Genomic DNA, 22,285 nt, shown 5'->3' with positions numbered 1-22,285 from the left:
CCGCCGCCGTAGTGATCGCGTCAAGGCCCTGGCGTGCAGGCGTCCGGGCCGGATGTCATGGTGGCGTGACAACGACCAGGCCGCCCTTGAGCCACCCCGCACTGCCGCCGGAGGGTTCGCGATGACCCTCGGCGACGTCCTGCCGTCCCTGCGCTCGTCCCTGCCGCCCCGTGGAGTCGACCGCGAGCTGTGGCCGCTCACCACCGCCCACGGGCGCGCGGGCCTCAGCGTCGGCGGCGTGCCGCTGGTGGAGATCGAGCAGGAGTACGGCACGCCCGCCTACGTCCTGGACGAGGCCGACGTCCGGGAACGCTGCACCGCGTACGCCGCCGCGTTCGGCCCCGCGCAGGTCTACTACGCGGCGAAGGCACTGCTCAGCCGTGGCCTGCTGCGCTGGATCGACGAAGCCGGCCTGGGCCTGGCCGTGTACTCCACCGGCCAGTGGCGCCTGGCGCTGGCCGCCGGTTTCCCGCCCGAGCGCATCGTGGTGCACGGCGACGTCGACGCGCGCGGCGCGGGCCGGGTCGTCATCGAGTCCGCCGCCGACATCGCCCGGCTGACCTGCACCCGGCGGCCGCTGCGGCAGCGGGTCATGCTGCGGCTGCTGCCCGCGCAGCTCGGCTTCACCGCGCCGGGCCTGCCCGCCTGCCCGAGCGAGGACCGCTTCGGCGTGCCCACCGCCGGGGCCGAACTCGCCGCGCTCGTCGACGAGATCACGTCCAGCCCGCTGCTGGAACTCGCCGGGCTCGACGTCTACCTCGGCTCGCAGCTCGCCCAGTTCGGCGGCTACGAACACGCGATCACCCAGCTCATCGCCGCCTGCGCGGAACTGCGCCGGACCCACGGCGTACGCATCGAGGAGATCAACCTCGGCGGCGGGTTCGCCGTCGCGCACCCGGGGCAGGACAGCACGCTGCCCGTCGACCCGTTCGCGGCCCGGATGCGCCGGGTGCTGTCCCTGGCCTGCGACCGCGCGGGAGTGCCACGGCCTCGGCTGTCGGTGACCCCGGGCCGGGCCGTCGTCGCCCGCGCGGGCGTGGCGCTCTACCGCGTCCTGGCCGTACGCCACGAGCCGGGCCACCAGCTCGTGGCCGTCGACGGCGGCCTGAGCGACAACCCGCGTCCCGCGCTGTACGGCGCCCGCTACACCGCCGTCCTGGTCGGACGGCCGAGCCACGCGGACACGGTGCCGACGACGGTCGTCGGCCGCCACGACGAGACCGGAGACGTGCTCGTCCGCGACGAACCGCTGCCCGGCGACCTGCGGCCCGGTGACCTGCTCGCGGTGCCCGGCTGCGGCGCGTACCACTTCCCGCTCGCGTCGAACTACGACCTGGTCGGCCGCCCGCCCCTGATCGCGGTCCGCGAGGGTCGGGCACGGCTGCTCGTACGCCGGGAGACCCTCGACGACATCCTGCGCCGGGACGCCGCATGACCGGGCCGGGGTAAAGCGGTGGCGGGCGCACCGCCGCACGGGCAGGCTGCTCCCGTGATCGAACTTCGGGTGCTGACCACCGACGACTGGCCCGTCTGGCGGGAACTGCGGCTCGCCGCGCTCACGGAGGCGCCGTACGCCTTCGGGTCCCGGCTGGCGGACTGGCAGGGCGACGGCGACCGCCCCGAGCGGTGGCGGGCCCGGCTCGCCATCCCAGGCTCGTACAACCTGGTGGCGACGCTCGACGGCCGCCCGTCGGGCATGGCCGGCGGCGTGCCGACCGACGACCGGGCCGTGGCTGAGCTGATCTCGATGTGGGTGGCTCCGGCCGCCCGAGGCCGGGGAGTGGCGGACCGGCTGCTGGCGGCGGTCGAGGCCTGGGCCCGGCAGGGCGGCGCGGACGTGCTGAAACTGGCCGTGGCCGACGGCAACGATGCCGCCGCCGCGCTCTACCGACGCCACGGCTTCCAGCTCACCGCTGAACCCGGTGACCTGATGCCGGACGGGGTGTTTCGGGAACAGATCATGGCGAAGGCGCTCGACCGCTGACCGTGAGCACCTGTCGGTGGATCACTCGTTGAGCATCTCCGGGTGCGGCGCGAGATAGTTCTCGACCGAGCCCGCCACATATCGCACAACGAGCGCCAGCCGAAACGATCCTACGCAATGTAGGTGACCGCTCGGCCGGGCTCGCTCTGTCGACGCCGGGCACGGCAGCCGGATCACCCCCGGCCGATGCGGCGGTGTAGCTCCTCCTCCGACACGTCCTCCAGGTGGGTGAGGAACACCCACAGGTGGCCCGCCGGGTCTCGGAGGATGACCGTGCGGTCGCCGTGGAACATGTCCGTCGGCGGCTGCAGGATCACGGCACCGGCCGCTTCCGCCCGCCTGGCCAGGCTGTCCACGTCCGGCACGTACACGTGCAGGGTGACCGAGGTGCCGCCACCGAGTGCCGTCGGCGCGGCGAACGAGCCGGCTTCGGCCTCCTCGACGCTGGCGTCGCCGAGCATCAGCACCGACCGCCCGATGGTGACCTCGGCGTGCAGGATGCCGCCGCCGGGCGCGCCGATCCTGATGTCCTCCGTCGCGCCGAACGCCCGCTGGTAGAAGTCGATCGCCGCGGCCGCGTCGTCGACCATGATGTGCGGGATCACGGCATACCGGTAGCGGTCGGGGATCTCGGTCTGCGCGGTCATCGGTGCCTCCTCGGTGGGCAGCGGCTGTCGCGGCCCTTAACGCAACCTAGAAGTTCAAGTCAGGTTCAGGTCAAGAGCCGCTGCGTCAGCCCGGTCCACGGTGCGGGCGAACCGATCCAGCCTGGCGTGGCTCGGGTGGGTGGGCAGACCCCGGTTAGCTGCTTACTATCGGTAAGTGACGACTGCCAGGCTCTCCGCGTACGTGCCCGACCACCATGGCGCCAGCGACGCGGCGTGCCGCGGCTTCCAGCCGGTCCTGGAGCTGCTGGGCCGCCGCTGGGTGGGCATGATCATGCTGGCCGGGCGGCGGGGCGCACGCCGGTTCGGGCACTACCGCGCGTTCGCCGACGGCATCTCCGACCGCGTCCTGACCCAGCGCCTGCGCGAACTCGAACAGCACGGACTCATCGAGCGGCAGGTCATCCCCACCACCCCGGTGCAGATCCTGTACTCGCCCACGGCGCGTGCCGTCGAGCTGATGGACGCCCTGCAGCCGCTGTTCGACTGGACCGCCCGCAACCCTGGCGTGTTCGGCTCTCCGCAGTAACGAGAAGGTCAGGCGGTCGCCTGCTTGGTCACCTCGACGACCAGGTGCTTGGTCACCGGCTGCTCGCTCTGGGTGCTGGTGTCGGCGAGCCCGCACAGCACGTTCAGCTCCGGCATGTACCCGGCCGCGTTGCCCGGCGGGATCGGATGCTCGACGGCCCGGTAGCCGTACACGGTGCGCTGCGAGCCGTCGCGGGAGAAGCTGGTCACGTCGATCAGGTCGAACTCGGCCAGCCCGCGCGCCCGCATGTCGTCGGCGTTCATGAAAATGATGGTGCGCAGGCCCTTCACGCCGCGGTAACGGTCGTCATTGGAGTAGATCGTCGTGTTGAACTGGTCGTGCGAGCGGACCGTCGTCAACGTCAGGCGGCCCTCGCCGGGGTCGACGTCGTCGGGCAGCGGCCCGGTCCAGAACTCCGCCCGGCCCGACGGGGTCAGGAACACCCGCTCGCGGGCGGGCTGGTCGAGCCGGAAGCCGTGCGGGCGGCGGGCGCGGGCGTTGAAGTCCTCGAACCCCTCCAGCGCCCGGGACATGATGTCGCGGATCCGGTCGTAGTCGTCGACGTAGTCCTGCCACGGCGTACGGCTGTCCGGCAGGGTGGCCTGCGCCATCCCGCCGAGGATGGCGCACTCCGAGCGCAGGTGCGGCGACACCGGGTCCTTCATCCCGAACGAGATGTGCACCATCGCCATCGAGTCCTCGACGGTGACGCCCTGCTCCCCGGCCGCCTGTATGTCGCGTTCGGACCGACCCAGGCAGGGCAGGATCAGCGCGCGCCGCCCGTGTACCAGGTGGCTGCGGTTCAGTTTCGTGCTGACCTGCACGGTCAGGTCGCAGTTGCGCAGCGCCTCGAAGGTGCGCGGCAGGTCGGGCGCGGCCAGCACGAAGTTGCCGCCCATCGCGACGAACACCTTCAGCTCGCCGCGCCGCATCGCCTCGATCGCGTCCACCGTGCCCAGGCCGTGCTCGCGCGGCGGGTCGATGCCGCACGCCTGGGCCAGCCGGTCCAGGAAGGCCTTGGGTGGCCGGTGGTTGACGCCGCAGGTGCGGTTGCCCTGCACGTTGCTGTGCCCGCGCACCGGCGACGGCCCGGTGCCGGGGCGGCCGATGTTGCCGCGCAGCAGCAGCACGTTGGCGATCTCGCGGACCGTGTCGACGCCGTGCTCGTGCTGGGTCAGCCCGAGGCACCAGGCGATGATGACGCGCTGCGAGGCGATGTACGACCCGGCCAGCGCCCGGATGTCGACCTCGGTGATCCCGGAGTCGCGCACGATGTCGGCCCACGACGTGGCGTCGACGGCCGCCCGGTAGTCCTCGAAGCCGGACGTGTGGCTGTCGATGAACTCCCGGTCCAGCACGGTCGGGTCGCCGTCCGCGGCCTCGAACACGGCCTTGGCCACCCCGCGCAACAGGGCCAGGTCGCCGCCGATGTTGACCTGCACGTTCCTGGTCCCGGTGCGGGTGGTGCGGAAGGTGGCCATGTCGACGAGTTCGTGCGGCACGATGGTGCGCCGCGACGCGGCCTCGATCAGCGGGTTGATGTGCACCAGGGTCGCGCCGCGCCGGTCGGCTTCGGCGAGCCAGGTCAGCATGCGGGGCGCGTTGCTGCCCGCGTTGTCGGCCATCAGCCAGATCGCGTCGGCCTGCTCCCAGTCCTCCAGGTCGGTGGTGCCCTTGCCGGAGCCGATGGCTGCCTGCAGCGCCCGGCCGCTGGCCTCGTGGCACATGTTCGAGCAGTCGGGCAGGTTGTTCGTGCCGAACTCGCGTACCCACAGCTGGTAGAGGAACGTTGCCTCGTTGCTCAGCCGCCCGGAGGTGTAGAACGCCGCCTCGTTCGGGCTGCCCAGGCCGCGCAGCGTGGTGCCGACCATGGCGTACGCGTCCTCCCAGGAGATCGGGACGTAGCGGTCGGTGTCCGGGTCGTAGGTCATCGGCTCGGCGAGCCGCCCCACGGCCTCCAGGTCGTAGTCGGTCCAGTTCATCAGCTCGGCGACCGGGTGCGCGGCGAAGAACTGCCGGTCGGCCCGTGGCGGGGCCATCTCCCACGTGACGTGCTTGATGCCGTTCTCGCAGATGTCCAGGCGCAGCCCGGTCGGGTCGTCGGGCCAGGCGCAGCCGGGGCAGTCGAAACCGCCGTCCTCGTGGTTCATCACCAGCAGCGCCTTCACGCCCTCGACCGGTTCGGGGGAGCGCAGCAGCACCTTGCCGACGCTGCGTGCCGCGCCCCAGCCCGCGGCCGGGTGGTGGTACTCGTGCCGGGAGTAGTCGCCGTCCGGGACCGGCCCGCGCCCGAGCGCGGCGGCTCCGGGCACGGCGCCCATCATCAGCTGCTCGGCGTCTGCTGCGGGTTCCGGTGACGGTGCCATGGGCTCGACCTTCCTCGCGGTGACCTATCCACCAGATCAGGGCCGCAGCCGACGCACACCTGACTTCAGGAAAGACTGAATTCACCATCTAATGTACTGTATGGTGAAAACGGACGCAGTCCTGCCAAACGCTGCCGTACCGCCGCCCGCCAGGCATCTCTCCGGCCGCCGACGCCTCCTGGCAGTCGGTCGCCGCCGATCGCGACCCGGCGGCCGGTTCGCCTAAGGTGTGACGAATGGAGCTGACAGGGGAGTACGTGCCCGGAACCTGGGACATGTCCGTCAAGCAGGTCGAGGCCTACGAGTCCAGCGGGGGCACGAAGGGCACCACGATCATGGGTAAGCCCGTCGTGGTCGTGACGATGCGGGGCGCGAAGTCCGGGAAGATCCGCAAGACCCCGCTGATGCGGGTCGAGCACGACGGCAGCTACGCCCTGGTCGCGTCGGTCGGCGGCCGGCCGAGCAACCCCGACTGGTACCACAATCTCGTCGCGCACACCGACGTCATGCTCCAGGACGGCCCGGTGCGCCGGGCGTACACGGTCCGGCTGGCCACCGGTGACGAGCGCCGCGTGTGGTGGGACCGGGCGGTCCAGGCGTTCCCGACCTACGCCGACTACCAGCGCAAGGTCACCCGCGAGATCCCGGTGTTCGTCCTCGACCCGGCCTGACTCCGCCGCCTGCGGCTGACGGCGCGGCCCGCGCCGTCAGGCGAACAGGGCGAAGTAGATGGCGGCGTGGTGGCAGGCCGCGGCGACCACCGTGCAGGCGTGGAAGAACTCGTGATGGCCGAACACGCCGGGCCAGGGGTTCGGGCGGCGCAGTGCGAACAGGACCGCGCCGACGCTGTACCCGAGGCCGCCGATCGCGAGCAGCACCAGGGTGGGCACTCCGCCCGCGTTCAGGAAGTCGCGCAGCACGAGCACCGCCGCCCAGCCGAGGATCAGGTACAGCGGGGCCGACACCCAGCGTGGCGCGTGCGGCCAGACGCTCGCGATCACGGCCCCGGCGAGAGCCCCGGTCCAGACGGTCGCCAGCAGCGCGGTCGCCTTGGCGGGACTGAGCAGCAGCACGCAGAGCGGGGTGTAGGTGCCGGCGATGAAGACGTAGATCATCGCGTGGTCGAGGCGCCGCATGGTCCGGTAGCCCTGCGGGCTCCACACCCGCCGGTGGTACAACGCGCTGACGCCGAACAGCGCGCATACCGTCACGCTGTAGACCGACGTGCTGACCAGCGGAGCCGCGCCCGGCCGGGTGGCGGCGAGGCCGCCCATGACGGTGCCGCCGACGACGGCGGCGTAGAAGGCGTACACGTGCAGGCGGCCGCGTAGCGAAGGCTGACCGAAGTCGGCGAGGACGGGGCGTACCTCGGTGCCGGTCACGCCGCCTGCCGCAGCTGGTCCAGCGAGCGGGTCAGCAGCCGCGAGATGTGCATCTGGGACATGCCCGGCTCGGTGGCGATCTGCGTCTGGGTCAGCTCGTCGTCGAAGCGCAGCGCGATGATGCGCCTGTCCCGTGGGGACAGCTCCGCGAGCCGCTGGCGCAGCCTCATCCGGCTGTCGACCGCGGCGAGCTGGGCCGTGCTCGGCATGTGCCGCAGTTCGACGGTCAGGTCCTCGGTCGTTTCGGCCAGGTCGCGATAGAGCTCCTGCACGCGGCGCGGCACCCGGACCTCCCAGGTGGTGTCGCGGAAATGCCGCCGGATCTCGCCGATGACGGTGGGCACGGCAAATCCGGCGAAGGGCAGGCCGCGCCCGAGGTCGAACCTGTCGATGGCCTTGACCGGCCGGAGGGGGGAGGTGAGGGAGGGACGTGCGGTCATGTCGACCTTTCGGACGCGTCGGGTGTGCGGGCGAACGGCGGCACGGTCACCGGCCTTCGGCGGGCAGGCCGGCCCACCGAAGTCAGGAGGCCCGGCGCTGGCGGGCGTCGCGCTCGCGGTTCATGGCGTCGTCGGACGTTCAGGCGGGCACGGTCGGATGCCCGGTCGTGTGGAGACGCGCGAAGACCGCGGGTCGGAGAATGCGGCTGCCAGCCTGGGGTGTGGCCGGTGACCGAAGGGTCGCGCGTGGGCGGCGGAGAAGCCAGCAGCGGCCAGGGGACCCAGACGATGGCCTTGACTCTACGCGGTCGCACCGGCGAACATCAGTGGCCTTTACGGCAGCCCTGCCCGGTCGCCGAACCCGCCGTCGCGCACACGGCGCAAGGACCGCGCGGACCAGCTCGCCGGGCCCTCGCGCGACGCGACGGACCTCTAATATGGAGGCTTCGTCGTGCCGGACCTGTCCGCGCCGACCGGTGTGGAGAGGACGTGGGCAGAAGATGTCTGCCGAGGAACGGCTGAACGCGAGCATGGTCTCGATCAACGTTCCGAACGGCCATCCGATCGGTGCGGGCTTCGTGGCGGCGCCGGACCTGGTCTGCACCGCCGCGCACGTCATCACCAAGCTGTTCGCGCGCTCGGGTGGCGAGACTGGCGTGGGCACAGCGGTAGAGGTCCGTTTCCTGGCCACCGGCACCACGGGCACGGCCGTGATCGAGCTGTGGCAGCCCCGGCGCGAGACCGACATCGCCGTCCTGCGGCTGACCGGCCCCGCACCGGAGCGGGTGCGGCCGGTCCGCCTGGTCGACGAACCCGACGCGTGGGGGCACCACTGCCGGATGTTCGGCTTCCCCGAGCACCATCCCGACGGCGTCTGGGCGATGGGCACCATGCACGGCCGGCAGGGTTCGGGCTGGCTGCAGATCGACGACGACCGCAACGCCGGATTCTGGGCGACGCAGGGTTTCAGCGGCGGCCCGGTCTGGGACGACCAGCGCCAGTCCGTCACCGGCATGATCGTCGCGACGGAGGCCCTGGCCGGGCGGCGGACCGCGTACGCCCAGCCCGCTGCGGCGCTGCTCGCCGCGCTGCCCGAACTGGCCGGCTGGGCGGAGCCGCCGGGCCGCTGGGACGACAGCCCGTTCCGCGGCCTGGAGCCGTTCCGCGAGCAGGACGCGCCGCTCTACTTCGGACGTTCGGCCGAAGCCGCCGAGCTGGCCGAGACCGTGTGGCGGGAGCCGTTCACGGTGCTCAACGGGGCGTCCGGCACCGGCAAGTCGTCGCTGCTGTCGGCCGGAGTGCTGCCCCGGCTGCGGGCCCGGCCCGCGGTGATCGTCGGCCTGCGCGTCGCCGCCGGGGTCACCGCCGAGGGCGTGCTCACCCGTGCCCTGTCGCAGGCCTTCGACCTGCCCGGTGTCACGACCGCCGACATCGCCGCCGCGCTGCGCGCCGGGCACGTCGGCGACCTCGTCGTGCGGGCCCTGGACCAGGCGTACGCGCAGCGGCTCATCGTCATCGTCGACCAACTGGAGGAGCTGGTCGGCCACGACCCGGCCCAGGCGACGGAGCTGTTCACGCTGCTGCGGGCGCTGTGGGAGTCGACCCGGACCGTACGGGTCATCGTCACGCTGCGCTCGGACTTCCTCGATCAGGCCGCGGCCCTGTCCGAGCTCGGTCCGGCATGGACGCACGCGATCACCTACCTGGCCCCGCTGACCGGCGACGGGCTGCGCGAGGCCGTCGAGGGGCCGCTGTCGGCAGCGGGCCGCGCGGCCGAGCCCCGCCTCGCCGACCGCATCCTCACCGACGCGGGCGCGACTGCGGGCGCGCTGCCGATGGTCGAGTTCCTGCTGGAACGGCTGTGGCGTTCCGAGCCCGGCGACGTGCTGACCCACGAAACGTACGACACGCTCGGCGGGGTCGGCGGCGTCATCGCCGGGTACGCCGAGGAGGTGCTGCGGGAACGGATCCCGCAGGCCGAGCTGCCCGCGGTGCGCGCGCTGATGCTGCGGCTGGTGCAGCCGACCGCGGCCGGGACCGCGCTGCGCCGCCCGGTGCGCGCCCAGGAGCTGACCCCGCCGATGCTGGCCGTCGCGCGCGAACTCGCCGCCGCCCGGCTCGTCGTCACGTCGCAGGACCGCGACACCGGCGCGGTCACCTACGAACTGACCCACGACGCGCTGACCCGCCGCTGGCAGCGGCTGGAGGACTGGCTCAGGGAGTCGGCCGAGTTCTGGCAGTGGTACGAGACCCTGCGGGTCAGCCGCGAGCAGCAGGAGCCACTGCGCGGCGCGCGGCTGGAGGCGGCCCGCACCTGGCTGCGTACCAACGGCGACGACCTCACCCCGGCCGACCGCGACTTCATCCTGGCCAGCCGGCAGCGCAGCCGCCGGTTCACCTGGGCCTGGCGCTCGGCCGCCGCCGCCCTGGTGATGCTGCTGGTCGCGACCGGTGTATCCGCCTACTTCCTGCAGGATGCCAACGCGGAGTTGCAGGCGCAGGTGCGGGAATTCAGCGCCCGCGACCTGGCGGCCGAGGCGACGCGGCATCTGTCGACCGATCCCGACAAGGCGGCGCTGACCGCGCTGACGGCCTACCAGAGCAAGGTGCTGCCCGAGTCGACCAGCGCCCTCTTCCAGGTGTACGCACAGTTCAACCAGGTCAAGCGCATCCTGCCCGACACCGGCGACGTGACGGGCATGGCGGTCATGTCCGACCCTCCGTCACTGCTCACGGCAGGCCGCGACCTGCGCCGGTGGCGGCTGGACGGTGCCGGTCGGCCGGTTGCCGAGCAGCTGGCGGACCGGGCGCAGAGCGTCGTCACCGACCGGTCGGGCACCCGGCTGGCCTTCGTCGGCGCGGACACGGTGACGGCCGTCCAGCCCGACGGGCGGCGGTTGACCCGCAAGTTCACCTACAAGGTCAGGCTGGAGCGGTTCGACCCGTCCGGGCAGGCGCTGCTGCTGAGCGTGCAGCCCCGCCCGGAGGACCCGGTCCGGACCGTGATCTGGGACCTGGGCACCGACACCGACACCGAGCTGCCGCAGGTCGGCGCGACCGCCGCCTGGTTCGGTCCGGATGCCGGCACCGTGCTCGTCAAACGGGAGTTCGACGACACCGAGGTCTGGGACGTCAAGACCGGCCGCGTCGTACAGAGGATCACCGAGGACGTGGTGGGCGTCAGCCCGGACGGCACCCGGCTGGTCCGCTGCCCGAAGTCCACCAACCGGACGGCGATGCGCCTGTACGCCCTGCCCGGTATGCGGGAGGCCGGGAAGCTCACCACGTCGTGCCTGGGCGCGTTCGGCAACCAGCTCGGGTTCGACCCGGCGGGCGAGGTCATGCTCGCCATGCCCTGGGATGTGGACGCGGCCGGAAGTCAGCGTATCCAGGTCGTGCTCACCGACACCGGTGAGGCGACCACGCTGGCGCTGCCGCTGGGCGTTCAGGACTTCGGCGACCGGGTCGTGCCGGTCGCCGTGCCGCACGCCGGGGGCTGGCTGGTGGCGTACGCCGGGGGCGGTGGTGTGGTGCTCGCCGACGTCGCGCGCGACAGCCTCACGCAGCTCGGCGCCGACCTGACCGCCTACGACGCGGAACCGGTCGACCTGATCGGCCCGCTGGCCGTGGCGCGGGCGGCTCGTCCGGTCCGGCTGTGGGACCTGGCCTCGGGCCGCAGGATCACCGCGGACCTGCCCGCCCAGGAGCGGGTGCTGATCGCCGACGACCGCTACCTGTTCACCGCGGACGACTCCCACACCAGGCTGTCGCTGCGCGACCCGGCCGACCCGAGCCGGGTCCGGCACGAGCTGGCCACGCCGCCCAGCCCCGGCCTGCCGCCGCCGACCGGTGGGACCGGGTTCGGCTGGGCGTGCATCGTGCGTACGGACAGCATGCTGGTGCACTTCAACGGCAGCGTGATCCGGCGCTGGGAGTATCCGAGCCTGCGCCCGCTGGAGCCGGTCACCCCGACCGTCGCCGACGGCGTCGATCCCCGGTCGCAGACCGGCACCTGCGCGTACGACACGGCCCGGCAGGTGCTGGCGGTGAACACCTCGGATGCGGACATCGCGATGTGGAACGCCGACACCGGCGAGCGGCTGGGCGCGTTCTCCGTCGACGGGTTGCAGAGCGTACGCCAGGTCGCGTTCGATCCGGCCGGGGACCTCATCGCGGTGCTCGGCGAACGCGGCCAGGTCCGGGTCGTGGACATGCTCGGCCAGCCGGTGTCGACGGTGACCGCGCCGCAGAACACGCTGATCGAATCGTGCTGCCGGATGCACGCGCTGCGCGGCGGCCTGATCTACCTGCAGAGTGGCGAGCAGTTCCGGGTGTGGGAGATCGGCACGGCGAAGGTGCTGTCCACACTGGTGCTGCCCAAGTCGCGGGACTTCCAGGGCCTGGAGCGCAGCAGCATCGACGGCGCCGGCACCACGCTGACGGTCAGCGGCACCGCGTTCGGCGTGCAGCGGTTCGACCTCGATCCGCAGGGCTGGCGGCAGCACCTGTGCGACATCGTCGGGCGTGGGCTGACCGCGGCTGAGCGGGAGCATGCCGCCATCCACCCCGACGACGAGGACCTCTGCCCCGGCTGGAAAGGCTGACCATGCAACCGCTGATCGAAGTGACCCTCGAGGACGGCACGCAACTGCTGGTCGAGCCGAGTGACGGCGACCGTGACGAGCTGGTCGCGGCGGGCGTCGGCGACCACATCACCACCGCCCGCGACAGCTTCCAGACGATGATGAGCCGGCTGCGCCCGGTGATCCAGACGGTGACCGACCAGATCGGTTCGCTGCCCCGGCGGCCGGACAAGTTCACCGTCGAGATCGGCATCAAGATCACGGCCGAGTCCGGGGTGGTGATCGCCAAGGCGGCCAGCGAGGGGCACCTGACCCTCACCATGGAGTGGTCAGGTCCGGAGCGCGGCCCGATTCCGGCGCCCCGGCAGGCGGGGGAGTAGACGCGGCGGCGCTCCCCGCCCGGGCTGCGGGGAGCGCCGTGTCCGGTGGTCAGGCCGCGATGAAGCCGCGGATCTGGGTCAGCACGCTGGTGTTGGTGAGGAATCCGAGGTGGGTCTCGCACAGCACGTTGGTGTTGGTCGCCCCGTCCAGCCGGGTGCTGGTGTACGGGATGATGATGCCGTCGCAGGCCGAGTACCAGGTGCGGTACTTGGCGGTGCCGGGCGTCTCGTCCCCGTCGGCGAGGTCGAGCAGGAACAGCGAGCCCGGATACATCTCGATGCACGAGACGTTGATCAGGCATGCCCCGGCGTACGTGGTGCCGTGGTTCGCGCCCGCGATGGACGCGACGTGGCTGACGTTGGCCGAGCCGCCCATCTCCTCCAGGTACCAGCGGGTGACCAGGCCGCCCATCGAGTGGTTGACGATGGCGACCTTCGACGCGCCGGTCTGCGCCTTGACCTGGTTCACCTTGTCGCGCAGCCCGGCCGCGCTGATCTGGTTGGACCCGGCCCAGTTGTAGTCGTAGGTGTAGAGGCGGGTGAAGCCGCCGGCCCGGAAGACCGACAGTGCGGTCGTCCAGTTCGAGCTGTTGCCGATGAAGCCGTGTACGAAGATGACCGGGGTGCTGGTCGCCGCGTTCGCGGGTGCGGCCGGGGCGACCACGAGTGCCGCGGCGGCGACCAGGGCCGCGCCGACGGCGATGAGGCGTTGGCGGATACGCATGGGGAGCCCTTCGTGGGGACGGTGCCGTAGTGCCAACGAGCATCGGAGCAGCGGCCCGCCGTCGGCATCGGTGTAATCGCCGGTTCGCCCGTGTCGCAGGGAAGTGCTCGCTGTATCGCCACATCGGCATGTGTCGACGTATAGTGTCAGCCGGTGGTACGGCGGCCACTTTCCACGTTCCCGTGTGTTCGGTTTCGTTGATTCGAGATGGAACGTGAACGAAGCCGACCCGACCCCGAGGGAGAGCCGATGGGCCACCGTCCCCGCCGCATCGCCGTCACCACCCTGCTCGCCGTCCTCGCCGGCATGCTGCTCGGCGCGCCCGCGGCCCCCGCCGCGCCGCCGGACTACACCACCAGCGAGGCGGGCAACCCGTTCGCCGACGGCTGGTACGCCGATCCCGACACCGTCGTCTACGGCGACCGCTTCTGGGTGTTCCCGACGACGTCGAAGAGCTACGCCGAGCAGACCTACCTCGACGCGTTCTCCTCGACCGACCTCGTCAACTGGACCAAACACGCCAACGTGCTGACCAAGGCGAACGTCTCCTGGGCGGCGTACGCCATGTGGGCGCCCGCGCCGATCCAGCGCAACGGCAAGTACTACCTGTACTTCGCGGCCAACGACATCCAGAACAACAGCAGCCTCGGCGGCATCGGCGTGGCCGTGGCGAGCCAGCCCCAGGGCCCGTACGTCGACGCGCTGGGCCGCCCGCTGATCGCCCAGTTCCAGAACGGGGCGCAGCCCATCGACCAGGACGTCTTCATCGACGACGACGGCCAGGCCTACCTGTACTACGGCGGCTGGGGCCACGCGAACGTGGTCAAGCTCAACGCGGACATGATCAGCCTCGGCACGCACCCCGACGGCAGCGTCTACAAGGAGATCACGCCCGCGGGCTACACCGAGGGCCCGCAGATGTTCAAGCGCAACGGAAAGTACTACCTGATGTGGTCCGAGGGCGGCTGGACCGGCCCCGACTACTCCGTCGCGTACGCCATCGCGAACTCGCCGCTGGGCCCGTTCACCCGGCTGGGTCGGGTGCTCGCGCAGGACTCCGCCGTGGCGCGCGGCTCCGGGCACAACTCGGTGGTCAACGTCCCGGGCACCGACACCTGGTACATCGTCTACCACCGCCGCCCGCTCAGTGAGACCGACGGCAACCACCGGCAGCTCGCGTACGACCGGATGGTCTTCAACGCCGACGGCACGATCGCCCCGGTGACCATGCGGGTGCGCGACAACTTCGCCGACAACAACGCCTACGGCTGGCGCACCTACGGCGGCTCCTTCGCGGCCACCGGCGGCCGGTACACGGCCGGAAGCTCGCTGGGCGGCAAGGCGCTGCTGGACACCAACTTCGGCGACCTCACCTACGACGCCGACGTGACCGTGACCTCGGGCGGCGGCGACGCCGGGCTGATCTTCCGGGTCACCAACGCGGGCACCGGCGCCGACGCCTACACCGGCTACTACGCGGGCATCAGCCCGGCGGGCCGGGTCGTGCTCGGCCGGGTCAACAACAACTGGACCCAGCTGGCGGCCCCCGCCATGACCGTCGCCGTCGGCACGACCTACCGGCTGCGGGTCACCGCGATCGGATCATCGATCAAGGTGTACGTCGACGACATGGCCACGCCGAAGATCAGCGTCACGGACGGCACCTACGGCACCGGCGCGACCGGCGTCCGGGTGTTCAACGCCGCTGCCGCCTTCGACAACGTCGCGGTCGGCCCGCCCGTCGGCGCGGGGACCAACCTGGCGCTGAACCGCCCGGCGACCGGCACCACCCCGTGCACCGCGTCCGAAGGCCCGGAGAAGGCCGTGAACGGCGCCGTCAACGGCGGCAACGCCGACAAGTTCTGCTCGGCCGTGTCCGGGGCGTGGCTGCGCGTCGACCTCGGCGCGACGCGGGCCATCAACCGGTTCGAGGTCGCCCACGCCCAGGCCGGCGGGGAGTCGTCGACCTTCAACACCAGGGCCTTCACCATCGCGGTATCGGCCGACGGGGTGACCTGGACGCAGGCCGTCAACGTCACCGCAAACACCGCGGCGACCAGCACCCACCCCGTGAACGTCACCGGCCGCTACGTCCGCCTCAACGTCGGCACCCCGGCCCAGAACGCCGACATCGCCACCCGCATCTACGAGCTGCGCGTGTTCGGCTGACCCGTTTCCGCTCGCCGCCCGCGCTCGGTTGACCGGGTGGCGGCTCCAGCGCCCCGCCAGATCCGATCTGGCGGGGCGTCTGGCGCCTATCGGGTGGCGGGGTCGGTGCACCGTGCGACCCGGCCGCTGACGTGGGCGACGAGAGGAATGTGATGGCGGTGAACAGCACCAGCCTGGCGGTGGAGACCTCCGGACTGGTCAAGACGTTCGGCAAGACCCGGGCGGTGGACGGGCTCGACCTGGCGGTCCCCGCCGGGACGGTGTACGGCCTGCTCGGGCCCAACGGGGCGGGCAAGACCACGGCGGTGCGCATGCTGGCCACGCTGCTGCGCCCGGACGGGGGACAGGCCCGGGTGTTCGGGCACGACCTGCGCACCGAGGCCGACGCGGTACGCACCCGCGTCAGCCTCACCGGCCAGTTCGCCTCCGTCGACGAGGACCTGACCGGCACCGAGAACCTGGTCCTGCTCGGCAGGCTGCTCGGCTACCGCCGACCGGTCGCCCGCGAGCGCGCCGCGCAGCTGCTGGCCGCGTTCGGGCTGACCGAGGCCGCCGACCGGCAGGTGAAGAAGTACTCCGGCGGCATGCGGCGGCGTATCGACATCGCCGCCAGCATCCTGAACACCCCGGACCTGCTGTTCCTGGACGAGCCGACGACGGGCCTGGACCCGCGCAGCCGCAACCAGGTGTGGGAGATCATCCGCGCGGTGGTGGCGCAGGGCACCACGGTGCTGCTGACCACCCAGTACCTCGACGAGGCCGACCAGCTCGCGGGCCGGATCGCGGTCATCGACGAGGGCCGGGTCATCGCCGAGGGCACGCCGGGCCAGCTCAAGTCCTCGATCGGGGCGGGCACCGTGCACCTGCGGCTGCGCGACGCGGCCCAGCGGCCGGAGGCCGAGCGCCTGCTGGCCAAGGTGCTGGACACGACCGTGCAGCCGGAGGCCGATCCGGTCGCGCTGACCGCGCGCGTCGGCGGCTCGGGCGCGGCCGTGGACGCCGCAGCGGCCGGTTCCCGGGCGCTGGCCGAGCTGGCCGGGGCGGGCATCGTCGTCGACGAGTTCTCCCTCGGCCAGCCCAGCCTCGACGAGGTCTTCCTGGCCCTGACCGACAAGGCCGCCAAGGCCGCTACCGGCACGGAGGTGGCCGCGTGAGCACGACGACCGTCGCACCGGAGTCCACGGCGTACACGCCCTCGGCGGAGAGCATCGCCGCGGTGCTCGCGCCCGGCGAGAAGCCGCGGCGGCCCGGCCCGCTGTCGGCGTCGCTGACCTTCGGCTGGCGCGCCATGCTGAAGATCAAGCACGTGCCCGAGCAGCTGTTCGACGTCACGATGTTCCCGATCATCATGACGCTGATGTTCACGTACCTGTTCGGCGGCGCACTGGCCGGTTCGCCGCGCGAGTACCTGCAGTACCTGCTGCCAGGCATCATGGTCACCAGCGTCGTCATGATCACGATGTACACCGGCGTCGGCCTCAACACCGACATCGAGAAGGGCGTCTTCGACCGCTTCCGCACCCTGCCCGTATGGCGGCCCGCCGCGCTCGTCGGCATGATCCTCGGCGACCTGCTGCGTTACGTGCTGGCCGCGCTGGTCATCATGGGCGTCGGCCTGGTGCTCGGCTTCCGCCCCGGCGGCGGCGTCATGGGCGTGGCCGCCGGGATCGGGCTGCTGGTCGTGTTCTCGTTCGCGTTCTCCTGGATCTGGACCTGGTTCGGCCTCATCCTGCGCAGCGAGAAGTCGGTGATGGGCGTCAGCATGCTGGTGCTGTTCCCGCTGACCTTCCTCAGCAACGTGTTCGTGCAGCCCACCACGATGCCCGGCTGGCTGCAGGCGTTCGTGGACGTCAACCCGATCACGCTGCTGGTCGCGGCGGTGCGCTCGGTGATGGCCGGGGCACCCGACGCCGGGGCGATCACCTGGGTGCTGGTCGCGAGCGCGGTGTGCCTGGTCGTGTTCGGCACGCTGACCATGCACCGGTACAACCGCAAGTGAGCGACGCTGCCCTGGCCGCTGTCACAGCTGCCAGGGCAGCGCCGTGCGCGGGTGGTAGCCGCAGGCGTTGCCCGTGGACACGCTCTCGCGCAGGTGCGCGGCCAGTTCCGGGTGCAGCTCGTCGAGGCGGCGCAGGGTGTCGCGGATACGGGCGGTGACCGCCTTGCGGGCCCGCTCGCCGTCGTCGCCGAGCCGCCGGTCGCGCCCGCCCAGGCCCGCCGCCGCCCGCAGCTCCACCAGCAGCGCGTCGCGTTCGGACTCCAGCGCCGCCCGCCGGGCCGCGTCGTCACGCCGGGCGGCCGCGTCGAGCGCGTCGTCGAGCTGGGTGAGCCGCTGCCGGTAGTGCGCCTTGGCGGTCTCGTCCAGCACCGGGTCCGCGCCCATGCGCCGCGCCGCGACAGCCGTCGCGCCGCCGGACGGGTCGGCCAGCTCCACGGCCGGGATGTCCGTGCCAGGGTGGCTTAGCAGCTCGTGCAGGTCGCGCAGGCCCTTGGCGTCGGGCAGGTGCACGGTGCGGCCCGCGTACCGCAGTCGCCAGGTCGCGTCCTCGCGCCGGAACTCGCAGACGTCGGTCGTGCCGTCATCCCGGTCGTGGCCCGCGCGCTCACCAGGACCGGGGCTGTCGGCGTGGCCCGCGCGCTGATGACGTCCCGTGCCGTCGGCCCGGTCCGTGCGCCCGGCAAGCCCGGCCCGGTCGGCGGGCATCGGGCCGTGTCCCAGCGGCCCCGCCAAGGCCGCCGGGAGCGCCATGCCCAGCTCGGCCGCGTCACGGCTCACCTGGTCTCGCAGTGCGGCGGCGGTCTGTGCGTCGCCTGGTGCGCCGCGCCCGGTCAGCGCCCGGATAAGGCCCGCACGGGCGCGTACCGCCCACGGCCTGGCCTGCATCCGGTCGGCGGACTCGGCGGCGGCTGTATACGCGGCGATGGCGTCGTCCCAGCGCCGCTCGGCCGCGTCGACGTCGGCCAGCCACAGGTCCAGCGGTCCGCTGACATCGCAGCCCCACAGCGACATCGCCCACTCACCGCGATACGGCGTCAGCGCCTCGCGAGCCCCGGCGCACCGGACCGGATCACCGGTGGCGGCGGCGAGCTGTGCGCGCAGGCGCAGCCACAACCGGGTGACCGACGTCGGGTACGGGTCATGCTCGCTGCGCGCCTCAGCGGCCGCGATCAGCCGCACCGCCCCGGCCGCGTCCCCGCGCTCGACCGCGGTGATCGCCTGGACCAGCGGCAGGTACGGGTGATCGCGTACCTCCAGCCGGGCCAGGATCCGCTCCGCCTCGTCGGGCCGGCCGCGCTGCATCGCCAGTGCCCACTCCAGGTGGTAGTGCATGAAGGCGAAGTCCGGATGGCCGTGGCCGTCGATGTCCCGCAACTGCGTCAGCAGTGCCTCGACCCGGTCGAAGTGGCCCGTCGTGGTGGCCACGATCGCCTGGTCGACCAGCAGCGAGATCCGCATGCGCGGGCTGCCGTCCCGCTCGGCCGCCGCCACGAACGCCCGCAACTGCTCCAGGTAGCCCGGATCGCCGAGTTCCAGCAGCGCCACCCAGCGGAACGACGCCGCCAGCGCCTCCGTGCCGGTGTCCGCCGAGCGGCGGCTCACCTGCTCCATCTCGGCGGTCAGCGCCTCGCGCTCGCGCGCCCCGCCCGGCCCCCAGCTGATGTCGTGCCGCGCCCACAGGCTGAACATCAGCGCCTCGTCGTCGCGCCCGGTCCGGGCCAGCAGCTCGGTGCGCATGATCAGGCTCTGCGCCAGCTGCTCGGGTGTCGCGGCGTCCGCGCCGTCGGCGATGAGCAGCCGGTACGCGTCGCGCAGCAGCCCCTCGCGCAGCTCGGTGTGCGGGTCGCCGTCCCGGCCGTGCCGGTGGACGATCAGCGCCACCCAGGACAGCAGTTCCCCGTCGCCGGTCTGCCGCGCCACCACGGCGGCCTGCTCGAACAGCTGCCAGCCCTCGGCCTTGTCGCCGACGTGGTACACGCTGCGGCCCAGGGCCATCAGCACCCGCACCCGCTGGGCCGGTTCGCGGACCAGCTCCAGCGCCCGCCGGTAGTGCGCGATCGCCTCGTCGGTGGCCATCCGGTCCCCGGCGTCGGTGGCCGCCGCCAGCAGTCGCGCCACCGCGATCTCGGGCTCCAGCAGCGGACCGGCGAGGTAGGCATGCCGAGCGAGATCGGCGGGCAGCACCTGCGCCGCCACGTCCGTCGACGTGTCGGCCGCGTTCACCACCGCCGCGTGCGTCTTCTGCCTGGCCTGCTCGCCGAGCCCGTCGTGCAGCGCCTCCCGGACCAGGTCGTGGGTGAACCCGTAGCGGCCCGTGTCCAGCACCGCGACCAGCCGGGCCTCGCCGGCCAGCGCCAGCAGCCGATCCGCCTCGGGTGCCGCGATGCCCGCGGTCGCCACGAGCACCTGCTGCGGGAACTCCCGGCCGAGCACCGCCGCGGCGGACAGCAGCGCGGTGACGTCCGCCGGGAGCAGCGCCAGTCGCCGGGCCAGCGCGTCGCGGACCCCCGGCGCGACCGCGGTGACCCCGCCGCCGCTGTGCCACAGCCGCGCCGTCTGCTCCACGAAGAACGGGTTGCCGCCGGTGCGCCGGTGCACCTCCTCGGCCAGCTCCGGGCCCGGCACGGTCCCCGCCGTACGCGCCATCAGTTCGGCGACCTCGTCGCGGCCCAGGCCGCCGAGCGTGACCGTGGTCGCTTTGACCGACAGCGGCAGCATCGGCTCGCGCAACGGGTGGCCGGGCGAGTCCACCTCGACGTCGCGGTATGCGCCGAGCAGCAGCACCCGCTCCGACCAGGTGTGCTGCGCCGCGAACCGGAGCAGCCGCAGCGATGCCGCGTCGGCCCAGTGCAGGTCGTCCAGGCTCACCACCAGCGGACGGCGCTGCGACAGCGTGACGAACGCCGTGGTGACCGCGTCGAACAGCGGGAACTCGCCTTCCAGCGCGGGCAGCCCGTCGTCGTGGCCCGCCTCGCCGAGCAGCACCGACAGACCGGGCCCGGCGGCCTGCCGGGCCGCCGCCCAGCCGTCCTCGCCGACGGCGCGGCGGATCGCCCGCAGCACCTGCGTCCACGGCCAGAAACCGGGCGCGCTCCCGCCTTCCCAGCAGGTTCCCGCGACTACCAGCGCCCCGGCCGCGCGGGCCTGCGCCATCGCTGCGGTGAGCAGCGTCGTCTTGCCGATGCCCGCCTCGCCCGCGACCAGCACCAGCCCGCCGTGCCCGGCCATCGCGCGGGCGACCTCGTCGCGCAGCACCGCCGCCGGGTGGGCACGCCCGATCAGCCCCGCGGTCATGCCGTGGCCCGCGTGGTCGTGGCCGGGGAGGTGCGCTCGATGCCCATCGGGGCACCAGGTTATCCGCCGCCCCGGACATCACCGCCGGTGCGACACCCGTGGCCGAGACTTTTCGCACCGGCAATGCCGTTGTAGCCCCGATGTAGGGCGAATGTAGTCAATGCCGTCATCGTGAACCGGTCGGTGTCCATCGGTGGGAAGGAAGCCCATGCCACGTCGTCATCGCAGGTTCGCGCAGGTCGCCGCGCTGGCGGGGGTGCTTCTCGCGGCAGGGTTCACGACCCCCGCCGCCTCGTCGGCCGCGCCGGCCCCGGCGGCCGCCGTCGCGGACCGGGTGCTGCGGGTCTACAACAACAACATCGAGAACCTGGTCACCAACAACTCCGACGGCTCGTGCACCCGGATCTCCGGACCCGACCAACTGACCTCGATGCTGGTCGACGACGCCGGGCGCACCGGCACCGCCGGAGTGGTCGCCCCCGACGTCCTCATCGTGCAGCAGGTCCGCGGCACGGGGCAGGCCTCCGCGTACGCCGACCAGCTGTCGGCGAAGTTCGGCTACCCGGCGGGCACGTACCAGGCGATCGTGGTCTGGGACGACCCCGAGCCGTGGGGCAGCACCCACCGGTGCGACGACCAGTCCCTGGGCGACCTGAAGAAGAAGCAGACCAACGGGATCATCTACAACACCCAGCGGCTGAGCCTGGCCGCCGGGGACGTGTCGAAGTACTGGAGCGCGGGCTGGCTCAAGCCGGGCACCTCCTACAACAACGGCGCGGGGTGCACGCTCTACAAGCCGCCGAGCAACGACAGCGGCAGCACCGACGCGTGGAAGTGGAAGCGCACCAGCGCCATCGCCGCCCGCTTCACCGTCAAGGCGACCGGCACCAGCGTGTTCGTGGCGACGATGCACCTGCCGCAGGAGAACCGGCAGAACGCCTGCGCGGGCGACGGCGACAAGGGCGTCGGCAGCACCGGCATCCACCTCGGCGCCGACGCGACGACCCTGCTCAACGCGTCCACGATCCGCATCGTCGGCATCGACGCCAACCGCACCGGCATCCCGGCGAGCACGCTGAGCGGGTACGGCATGACGGGCTACGGCACGGCGGCCACCAACGGCTCCAGCAAAATCGATTACCTCTTCATCCGGGGCACCGTGCAGTCCTCCCCGATCAGCCACACCGTCCCCGGCACCAAGTCCAACCACCGCGCCCTATACGGCTTCATCGCCTTCTGAGAAAGGAAGGGCACCTTCTGCAACGCATAGCGTTGTTGTGAAGGTGCCCTTCCTTTCGCTGTAAAGCGTGAGCTGGGCGGTCAGTGGGCTGGGCGGCTGAAGTCGGGCAGGATGAGCGAGCCGTCCTCGGCCAGGGTGAAGCCCGGATTGTGGGCGACCTCCCAGACGTGGCCGTCGGGATCGGCGAAGAAGCCCGCGTAGCCGCCGTAGAACGTCTCCTGGGCGGCCTTGGTCACCGTCGCCCCCGCCTCGGAAGCCACGGCCATGATCGCGTCGACCTCGGCCCGGTCGCGCACGTTGTGCGCCAGGCAGATGCCGCCGAAGCCGTCGCCGCCCGGGTCCTGGACACCGGCGTCGGTGGCGACCTTGTCCCTGGCCCAGAGCACCACCGCGATGCCGCCGGTCTGGAAGAACACGGTCTGCTCGATCTCCTGGCCCCGCCAGCCGAGCCGCTCGTAGAACGCCCTGGCCCGGCCCAGCTCGGCGACCCCGAGCGTCACGATGCTGATGCGCTGCTCCATCACTGCACG

General features: G+C 72.3%; 17 protein-coding genes. 10 read left to right on the top strand and 7 right to left on the bottom strand.

What is annotated here, in order from left to right:
- The first annotated feature begins 121 nt into the window (after positions 1-121).
- Both HAV40_RS01535 and HAV40_RS01530 read left to right on the top strand, forming a co-directional pair.
- The gene (locus tag HAV40_RS01535) at positions 122-1,435 is read left to right on the top strand and encodes a diaminopimelate decarboxylase family protein (RefSeq protein WP_166378211.1); all 1,314 of its coding nucleotides are present in this window, start codon (positions 122-124) and stop codon (positions 1,433-1,435) included.
- A 54-nt stretch (positions 1,436-1,489) separates the two neighbouring features.
- Entirely contained in the window at positions 1,490-1,984 is a 495-nt protein-coding gene (locus HAV40_RS01530; RefSeq protein ID WP_166378209.1) for a GNAT family N-acetyltransferase, read from the top strand.
- 173 nt (positions 1,985-2,157) lie between these two features.
- Here HAV40_RS01530 and HAV40_RS01525 read toward each other — a convergent pair whose 3' ends face one another.
- A complete protein-coding gene (locus HAV40_RS01525) occupies positions 2,158-2,631 on the bottom strand; it encodes a VOC family protein (protein WP_166378207.1) in 474 nt (157 codons plus the stop codon).
- Between the two features lie 175 nt (positions 2,632-2,806).
- On the opposite strand from HAV40_RS01525, the gene HAV40_RS01520 reads away from it, so the two are divergent.
- A complete protein-coding gene (locus HAV40_RS01520) occupies positions 2,807-3,178 on the top strand; it encodes a winged helix-turn-helix transcriptional regulator (RefSeq protein ID WP_203671301.1) in 372 nt (123 codons plus the stop codon).
- An 8-nt stretch (positions 3,179-3,186) separates the two neighbouring features.
- Here the strand turns inward: HAV40_RS01520 and HAV40_RS01515 are convergent, their stop codons facing one another.
- Positions 3,187-5,544, bottom strand: a complete 2,358-nt coding sequence (locus HAV40_RS01515) for an FdhF/YdeP family oxidoreductase (RefSeq protein WP_239086266.1) — start codon at positions 5,542-5,544, stop codon at positions 3,187-3,189.
- A 236-nt stretch (positions 5,545-5,780) separates the two neighbouring features.
- On the opposite strand from HAV40_RS01515, the gene HAV40_RS01510 reads away from it, so the two are divergent.
- Entirely contained in the window at positions 5,781-6,215 is a 435-nt protein-coding gene (locus HAV40_RS01510; protein ID WP_166378205.1) for a nitroreductase family deazaflavin-dependent oxidoreductase, read from the top strand.
- 36 nt (positions 6,216-6,251) lie between these two features.
- Here the strand turns inward: HAV40_RS01510 and trhA are convergent, their stop codons facing one another.
- Together trhA and HAV40_RS01500 are read right to left on the bottom strand one after the other, a co-directional pair.
- Complete coding sequence (trhA, locus tag HAV40_RS01505; protein WP_166378203.1) at positions 6,252-6,926, bottom strand: PAQR family membrane homeostasis protein TrhA; 675 nt, start codon at positions 6,924-6,926, stop codon at positions 6,252-6,254.
- Entirely contained in the window at positions 6,923-7,366 is a 444-nt protein-coding gene (locus HAV40_RS01500; RefSeq protein ID WP_166378201.1) for a sigma-70 family RNA polymerase sigma factor, read from the bottom strand. The genes trhA and HAV40_RS01500 overlap by 4 nt, the downstream gene beginning before the upstream one ends.
- 500 nt (positions 7,367-7,866) lie before the next feature.
- On the opposite strand from HAV40_RS01500, the gene HAV40_RS01495 reads away from it, so the two are divergent.
- Both HAV40_RS01495 and HAV40_RS01490 read left to right on the top strand, forming a co-directional pair.
- Positions 7,867-11,970 (top strand): nSTAND1 domain-containing NTPase, encoded by a 4,104-nt coding sequence (locus HAV40_RS01495; protein ID WP_166378199.1) that lies wholly within the window; start codon positions 7,867-7,869, stop codon positions 11,968-11,970.
- 2 nt (positions 11,971-11,972) lie between these two features.
- Positions 11,973-12,329 carry a CU044_2847 family protein gene (locus HAV40_RS01490; protein ID WP_166378197.1) on the top strand — a complete coding sequence of 119 codons (357 nt, stop codon included), beginning with the start codon at positions 11,973-11,975 and terminating at the stop codon, positions 12,327-12,329.
- Positions 12,330-12,378: 49 nt separating this feature from the next.
- Here HAV40_RS01490 and HAV40_RS01485 read toward each other — a convergent pair whose 3' ends face one another.
- Positions 12,379-13,053: an esterase/lipase family protein gene (locus HAV40_RS01485; protein ID WP_166378195.1), complete on the bottom strand. Its 675-nt coding sequence runs from the start codon at positions 13,051-13,053 to the stop codon at positions 12,379-12,381.
- Positions 13,054-13,302: 249 nt separating this feature from the next.
- Here HAV40_RS01485 and HAV40_RS39050 point away from each other — a divergent pair, with 249 nt between their 5' ends.
- The 3 genes from HAV40_RS39050 (at position 13,303) to HAV40_RS01470 (ending at position 17,221) form a co-directional block, all read left to right on the top strand.
- Positions 13,303-15,222 (top strand): family 43 glycosylhydrolase, encoded by a 1,920-nt coding sequence (locus HAV40_RS39050; RefSeq protein WP_409364969.1) that lies wholly within the window; start codon positions 13,303-13,305, stop codon positions 15,220-15,222.
- A gap of 152 nt (positions 15,223-15,374) precedes the next feature.
- Positions 15,375-16,376, top strand: coding sequence for an ATP-binding cassette domain-containing protein (locus HAV40_RS01475; protein WP_166378193.1), 1,002 nt, complete (start codon positions 15,375-15,377; stop codon positions 16,374-16,376).
- Positions 16,373-17,221 (top strand): ABC transporter permease, encoded by an 849-nt coding sequence (locus HAV40_RS01470; RefSeq protein ID WP_166378191.1) that lies wholly within the window; start codon positions 16,373-16,375, stop codon positions 17,219-17,221. The genes HAV40_RS01475 and HAV40_RS01470 overlap by 4 nt, the downstream gene beginning before the upstream one ends.
- Before the next feature lie 21 nt (positions 17,222-17,242).
- On the opposite strand, the gene HAV40_RS01465 is transcribed toward HAV40_RS01470, so the two are convergent.
- On the bottom strand, positions 17,243-20,515 hold the full coding sequence (locus HAV40_RS01465; RefSeq protein WP_166378189.1) for an AAA family ATPase: 3,273 nt from the start codon (positions 20,513-20,515) through the stop codon (positions 17,243-17,245).
- Between the two features lie 208 nt (positions 20,516-20,723).
- On the opposite strand from HAV40_RS01465, the gene HAV40_RS01460 reads away from it, so the two are divergent.
- Positions 20,724-21,755 carry a hypothetical protein gene (locus tag HAV40_RS01460; protein WP_166378187.1) on the top strand — a complete coding sequence of 344 codons (1,032 nt, stop codon included), beginning with the start codon at positions 20,724-20,726 and terminating at the stop codon, positions 21,753-21,755.
- 80 nt (positions 21,756-21,835) lie between these two features.
- Here HAV40_RS01460 and HAV40_RS01455 read toward each other — a convergent pair whose 3' ends face one another.
- A complete protein-coding gene (locus HAV40_RS01455) occupies positions 21,836-22,276 on the bottom strand; it encodes a VOC family protein (RefSeq protein ID WP_166378185.1) in 441 nt (146 codons plus the stop codon).
- Positions 22,277-22,285: the final 9 nt, after the last annotated feature.

It is taken from the genome of Catellatospora methionotrophica, assembly GCF_011297335.1.
Lineage (GTDB): Bacteria > Actinomycetota > Actinomycetes > Mycobacteriales > Micromonosporaceae > Catellatospora > Catellatospora methionotrophica.
This window is presented reverse-complemented; position numbering and strand designations above follow the sequence as displayed.

What these genes read in the sequence shown, in the direction of transcription:
- HAV40_RS01535 (WP_166378211.1), top strand. Translation starts at nt 122, where the DNA reads ATGACCCTCGGCGACGTCCTGCCGTCCCTGCGCTCGTCCCTGCCGCCC.
- HAV40_RS01525 (WP_166378207.1), bottom strand. Translation starts at nt 2,631, where the DNA reads ATGACCGCGCAGACCGAGATCCCCGACCGCTACCGGTATGCCGTGATC.
- HAV40_RS01515 (WP_239086266.1), bottom strand. Translation starts at nt 5,544, where the DNA reads ATGGCACCGTCACCGGAACCCGCAGCAGACGCCGAGCAGCTGATGATG.
- HAV40_RS01510 (WP_166378205.1), top strand. Translation starts at nt 5,781, where the DNA reads ATGGAGCTGACAGGGGAGTACGTGCCCGGAACCTGGGACATGTCCGTC.
- HAV40_RS01500 (WP_166378201.1), bottom strand. Translation starts at nt 7,366, where the DNA reads ATGACCGCACGTCCCTCCCTCACCTCCCCCCTCCGGCCGGTCAAGGCC.
- HAV40_RS01495 (WP_166378199.1), top strand. Translation starts at nt 7,867, where the DNA reads ATGTCTGCCGAGGAACGGCTGAACGCGAGCATGGTCTCGATCAACGTT.
- HAV40_RS01490 (WP_166378197.1), top strand. Translation starts at nt 11,973, where the DNA reads ATGCAACCGCTGATCGAAGTGACCCTCGAGGACGGCACGCAACTGCTG.
- HAV40_RS01485 (WP_166378195.1), bottom strand. Translation starts at nt 13,053, where the DNA reads ATGCGTATCCGCCAACGCCTCATCGCCGTCGGCGCGGCCCTGGTCGCC.
- HAV40_RS39050 (WP_409364969.1), top strand. Translation starts at nt 13,303, where the DNA reads ATGGGCCACCGTCCCCGCCGCATCGCCGTCACCACCCTGCTCGCCGTC.
- HAV40_RS01475 (WP_166378193.1), top strand. Translation starts at nt 15,375, where the DNA reads ATGGCGGTGAACAGCACCAGCCTGGCGGTGGAGACCTCCGGACTGGTC.
- HAV40_RS01465 (WP_166378189.1), bottom strand. Translation starts at nt 20,515, where the DNA reads ATGACCGCGGGGCTGATCGGGCGTGCCCACCCGGCGGCGGTGCTGCGC.
- HAV40_RS01460 (WP_166378187.1), top strand. Translation starts at nt 20,724, where the DNA reads ATGCCACGTCGTCATCGCAGGTTCGCGCAGGTCGCCGCGCTGGCGGGG.
- HAV40_RS01455 (WP_166378185.1), bottom strand. Translation starts at nt 22,276, where the DNA reads ATGGAGCAGCGCATCAGCATCGTGACGCTCGGGGTCGCCGAGCTGGGC.